Here is a 5,535-nt window from a genome sequence, read left to right as displayed (position 1 = left end):
GCGCGACGGTCAGTCTGGTCGCCCGTCGTCATGGCATTGCGCCTAACCAGCTGTTCGCGTGGCGCAAGCTTGCATCGCAGGGTGCCTTGGTTGCCACCGCAGCCGAAGAGGAGGTTGTCCCTGCCTCGGAATACCGGGCGCTTCAGGCTCAGGTGAAGGAATTACAGCGCCTTCTGGGCAAGAAGACGATGGAAGGGGAAATTCTCAAGGAGGCCCTCGAAATCGCCAACGGCCCAAAAAAACGACTGCTGCACTCAATCTCGCTGCCGAAGGACGTTTTGCGATGAAGGCGCTATGCGAGACGTTAGGCGTTGCCCGGTCGAATATCGCTGCACGCGCCACAGGCACCCTTTCCAGAGCCCGAGGGAGACCTCCGCTTCCCGACGCTGATCTGGTTGCTCAGATCAAGGCGGTCATTGAAGAAATGTCGACCTATGGTTATCGGCGCGTTCATGCCATTCTGCGGCGCAAGGCCCGTGAACAGGGGCGTTCATGGCCGAACGCCAAACGTGTTTATCGCGTGATGAAGCGGCATGATCTGCTCCTTCAGCGCCATACCGGAGCTGCCGGTGAACGCAGACACGACGGGCAAGTCACCGTCGAGCGCTCCAATACCAGATGGTGCTCCGATGGCTTCGAGATCACGTGCGACAACAAGGAAAAGGTCCGCGTTGCATTTGCGCTCGACTGCTGTGATCGGGAAGCAATCGCTCATGTGGCCACGACAGAAGGCATCAAGAGCGAAGATGTACAGGACCTTGTCATCACGGCGGTAGAAAACCGCTTCGGGCGCATCAATATGCTGGCAGAGCCCATCCAGTGGCTTACCGACAATGGTTCATGCTTCATTGCGAAAAACACCGCGTCCCTGCTCCGGGATATCGGTATGGAACAGTGCAGAACACCAGTGCGCAGCCCGCAGTCAAATGGAATGGCTGAGGCTTTCGTCAAAACATTCAAGCGCGATTATGTCCGGATCAACCCGACGCCGGACGCCGAAACTGTCATGGCTCAACTGCCATCATGGTTCGAGCACTATAACAATCTTCACCCGCACAAGGCTTTAGGATATCAATCTCCACGAGAGTTCCTGAGCCGAAATGCTCAATCCTGAAAATGTCCGGTTTTTAAGGGGCAACTCCATGTTCATGCCCATATTGTTCCCCCGCCCTTTTTCAAAAGGCTATTTGACGTCACTGCAATAAGCAGACCACCTTTATCTTTTATTTATCAGCGCGACAGGGAAATTTATCTACGTTTTCTATTAAGTCAATCATGATGATTGTGTCATTACGTTCTAATGCAATTCTCAATTTTGGAATTCCAAAAGTATTCGCACAGGCGGTGTGCTGTCCGCGTTGTTGCTCTCAAATCATGCTAGCATCGGTTTCGAAATTCTGATCATGATAAAATTCCTTAAAACTTGCCACTCGTCATGGTAGTTTTGAGGATTGCCAGGCGGGGTAGGGATGATCGGCTGGTAATTTCCATGATGACTGCGCGGGCATAATATTTCCTTCGGAGACATGGTGAGCGTCAGCATAGGTCCGCCATTATCCGCGAACGCTTCAGGCTTGCTCCAGCAAGGGGCGGCAGTAATTCTTTCAGGGTTTCCTCGGAAATCAGAAGAGCGGGCGCGCGCCAGATAGATCCGGCTACGTGCAGGCGAAACGGGATCTGGCCTCAATGGCTTGAACGTTATCCTTACGCACATAAACATACCCCAGGTCTTGCGTTGTGGATCGTAGCATGACGAATTCCATGTCGGTCTCCTCGGGTTCACGAGCATAGTCCTGATTTCGCTTGATCGTGTTTTTTGGCTCATTGGGGCTCCAGACAGCAAGCCGTTTCAGGAAATTGAAGTGCATGCCCTGGAGATTGGAACTAATGAGAGCGAAGGGGGCGCAGAGCTGTGCGCAAGCCGTCTTTTCAAAAAACTCCTGCATCAGAAGCGAGTTGGAAAACGCTCCGGGACGGAGATGGAGCGTTTTCCAGCCTATTCGCAGTCCTACTTTTGACGCACCGAACATAGAGCATAATGCATGTTATAACCGCATCATGGTAAGAGTATCAGCGTCTTCTTAAGCAGGTTTTTCTGATGTGCCTGATGTTCATGTCATCAATGAGGTTGTCTGCTTCTTCAAAATCCAATCTGGAACAAATCGCACCGTTTTCTTCGGCAATACGCCCCGTAAATTTATCATAAATGATCCAGGTGCCATCATTTGCATCAAGCAGATTGTAGCGGAACTCAGCCATTGTTGTGCTCCTTCATCCTGTAGAACGAGGTTAACAAATCGGCGTTTCCGGGAAAACCCAAGAAATAGTCGGCGAGAGAGTAAGGGCTGTTTTGTTGACTTGCGAAAAAAGCCTCGAACAAGGAGGTCTTGTTCGAGGCTTGGAATTGACGCAATCTGATAAAGTTGAGAGAACTTTATAGGCCGTACAATACAGGATAGTTTTTGAAACGCATCACCCAACAATTAGGGTAAATGATACGAAAAACGGCAGGAATCAGGCTCTAACATCGGTTTCGAAATTCTGGTCATTATGAAAATCCTTAAAACCAGGCACTGGTCATGAGAGTTTTTGGGATAGCCAGCCGAGGCATAAGGGAGCGCCGGGTGGGGATGCCCGCAGTAATCATCATCGGACCGAAACCAAAGTTGATTGGTCCCCTTATAAATAGGGATAGTATCGGTTTCAAATAGTGAGCCATTATAAACCTCCGCAAAACTTGGTCGTGCGAGTTTGGGGGACAGCCAGTCGGAGTAACGCCTATTCCGGCTGGCGCTAGCTGGATTGTTTCAAGTTTGACGACATCCCCAGCCTGTGTATGGGAGACGTCAGGTTCGGGGATAGCCAGTCGAGGTGGACAGCACCTCGGCTGGCAATGTTCATGATGGCTGCGTGTGTGCGACAAAATCGCTGCTACAACTGCGCTGTCATCTGCATTAAAAAATAATCGCGTGCGGCGCTCTGGTTGTTCTCTGCCTAAGCTCGACTATCCGGTTTGAGACCGGAATTTGTGGTGCCGCGCGCACCCGAGCCAGGCTAACAGGTCGTTCCGCAAACGTTCACCAATCAGAACCTGTCCTGAAAACCATTTTGCTGTGGACGTGCTTCCACCGGTCGGTGGAACTTGGGCTTCTCCTTCTTCGTTCTTCCTGTCAGGCGACTGCCTATGAAGTTTCCCGCGTCCAGCGGAACTCGGTGCCGTCACTCATCATACGATGCATGATCACCGCCAGTCTGCGGGCGAGAGCGGCAATGGCCTTGCGCATACCGCGCCGTTTGGCGACGTTCATCGCCCAAGCCTTCAGCCATAACCATTTCATCACGCGCGTCAGCAATACTTGAGCCGCTTCATAAAGTAATGCTCGCATCATAGCGTCTCCGCATAGTGAAACCCGCCCGATACGTTTGCTTTCTCCCGACTCGTTGAGCCTTGGTGTCAGCCCCGATATCTCGGCCGGGCCTTCAGGAACGCTTTGATGTGGCGTGTTTCTATGCAAATCACCGGAAGGCCTGCTCTAGCAATGCCCTCGAACAGCCATTGCGACAGCGGGTCGACCTTGAGGCCAGACTACTATCACAAAGGCCCTTCGAGGGGCAGCACAGCTCAGTTGGAACGAAGGGCCGCCTATTGGCAAAATGCCTTCCACTTTTGCGGAGAAAGTCCAAAGCGTCGACATTCGACACTGGGCCACCTTGGCCCGATGGGCTTTGAAAACGAGGTCGGATTAGTTTAATTCAGTGTCCGAAAAACCGGCGGCAGGCCAGTCAATACCTGACCAATCGCGTAAAACGCCAGCCGAGATCATCCCTACCCCGGCTGGCACTCCCCAAAACCCTCATGACCAATACCAGGTTTTAAGGAGTTTCAGATGACCAGAATTTTGAAACCGATACCAGCCCTTTTGATGTGCCATCGTTTAAGCTGCATCCGTTGAAAAGTAATCTGGCAGGCCACCTGGACCAGTCCCACCCCCGTTTTTGGGCGGCCAGTACGGTACTAAGCCTAGACAGTCCGAAGATTTTGGGCCGCCGTTTTGCCGGTACGTCGATCCGACCCGACTTCAAAGGCTATTTTCTCTCCCTCAGCCAGGCCGGGAAGTCCTGAGCGCTCTACCGCAGAAACATGCACGAATACGTCTGGCCCACCAGCTTCCGGCGTAATGAAACCAAAGCCGCGCGCGTGATCAAAAAACTTAACAGTCCCAATAGTCATTTAATATCCCTCTTCCAGAATGATACTTCAAGCATGTCGCAGATCAGGTGTGCAACATGATCGAGATCCGGCTTTGCTCGATTATCTCATTAGCATAACCGTATAATATACAAACACGTTCAAATTTAAATGACAATCCCCATGGGCACCCGCGCCTCCGGTGGAGTTGCCCCTTAAAAACCGGACATTTTCAGGATTGAGCATTTCGGCTCAGGAACTCTCGTGGAGATTGATATCCTAAAGCCTTGTGCGGGTGAAGATTGTTATAGTGCTCGAACCATGATGGCAGTTGAGCCATGACAGTTTCGGCGTCCGGCGTCGGGTTGATCCGGACATAATCGCGCTTGAATGTTTTGACGAAAGCCTCAGCCATTCCATTTGACTGCGGGCTGCGCACTGGTGTTCTGCACTGTTCCATACCGATATCCCGGAGCAGGGACGCGGTGTTTTTCGCAATGAAGCATGAACCATTGTCGGTAAGCCACTGGATGGGCTCTGCCAGCATATTGATGCGCCCGAAGCGGTTTTCTACCGCCGTGATGACAAGGTCCTGTACATCTTCGCTCTTGATGCCTTCTGTCGTGGCCACATGAGCGATTGCTTCCCGATCACAGCAGTCGAGCGCAAATGCAACGCGGACCTTTTCCTTGTTGTCGCACGTGATCTCGAAGCCATCGGAGCACCATCTGGTATTGGAGCGCTCGACGGTGACTTGCCCGTCGTGTCTGCGTTCACCGGCAGCTCCGGTATGGCGCTGAAGGAGCAGATCATGCCGCTTCATCACGCGATAAACACGTTTGGCGTTCGGCCATGAACGCCCCTGTTCACGGGCCTTGCGCCGCAGAATGGCATGAACGCGCCGATAACCATAGGTCGACATTTCTTCAATGACCGCCTTGATCTGAGCAACCAGATCAGCGTCGGGAAGCGGAGGTCTCCCTCGGGCTCTGGAAAGGGTGCCTGTGGCGCGTGCAGCGATATTCGACCGGGCAACGCCTAACGTCTCGCATAGCGCCTTCATCGCAAAACGTCCTTCGGCAGCGAGATTGAGTGCAGCAGTCGTTTTTTTGGGCCGTTGGCGATTTCGAGGGCCTCCTTGAGAATTTCCCCTTCCATCGTCTTCTTGCCCAGAAGGCGCTGTAATTCCTTCACCTGAGCCTGAAGCGCCCGGTATTCCGAGGCAGGGACAACCTCCTCTTCGGCTGCGGTGGCAACCAAGGCACCCTGCGATGCAAGCTTGCGCCACGCGAACAGCTGGTTAGGCGCAATGCCATGACGACGGGCGACCAGACTGACCGTCGCGC

Annotated in this window: 4 protein-coding genes and 1 pseudogene; 1 reads left to right on the top strand and 4 read right to left on the bottom strand. The window is 52.8% G+C overall.

Going from position 1 to position 5,535, the window contains the following annotated elements; all coding sequences use genetic code 11:
- Window positions 1-1,114 (top strand): IS3 family transposase gene (locus ACTJKP_RS26055; protein WP_440630270.1). Its coding sequence is split into 2 segments (ribosomal slippage), with 1,115 coding nucleotides annotated over them: window positions 1-231 and window positions 231-1,114; the frame shifts between segments, so codons are not numbered across the junction. This gene is flagged as partial in the annotation.
- Window positions 1,115-2,070: 956 nt separating this feature from the next.
- Here the strand turns inward: ACTJKP_RS26055 and ACTJKP_RS26050 are convergent.
- From ACTJKP_RS26050 to ACTJKP_RS26035, 4 genes and pseudogenes are all read right to left on the bottom strand, one after another.
- Window positions 2,071-2,259 carry a hypothetical protein gene (locus ACTJKP_RS26050; protein WP_440632735.1) on the bottom strand — a complete coding sequence of 63 codons (189 nt, stop codon included), beginning with the start codon at window positions 2,257-2,259 and terminating at the stop codon, window positions 2,071-2,073.
- A gap of 923 nt (window positions 2,260-3,182) precedes the next feature.
- Window positions 3,183-3,461, bottom strand: a pseudogene (locus ACTJKP_RS26045) (transposase); the annotation flags it as partial.
- A 560-nt stretch (window positions 3,462-4,021) separates the two neighbouring features.
- Complete coding sequence (locus ACTJKP_RS26040; protein WP_440632734.1) at window positions 4,022-4,231, bottom strand: cold-shock protein; 210 nt, start codon at window positions 4,229-4,231, stop codon at window positions 4,022-4,024.
- A gap of 190 nt (window positions 4,232-4,421) precedes the next feature.
- A protein-coding gene (locus tag ACTJKP_RS26035; protein ID WP_440630270.1) for an IS3 family transposase occupies window positions 4,422-5,535 on the bottom strand; the annotation gives its coding sequence in 2 pieces (ribosomal slippage) (window positions 4,422-5,305 and window positions 5,305-5,535; 1,115 coding nt annotated over the 2 pieces). This gene is flagged as partial in the annotation.

The organism is Brucella sp. 22210, from assembly GCF_052045675.1.
Taxonomy (GTDB): domain Bacteria; phylum Pseudomonadota; class Alphaproteobacteria; order Rhizobiales; family Rhizobiaceae; genus Brucella.
The sequence above is the reverse complement of the archived record's forward strand: the minus strand, read 5'-3'. Positions and strand labels throughout refer to the sequence as shown.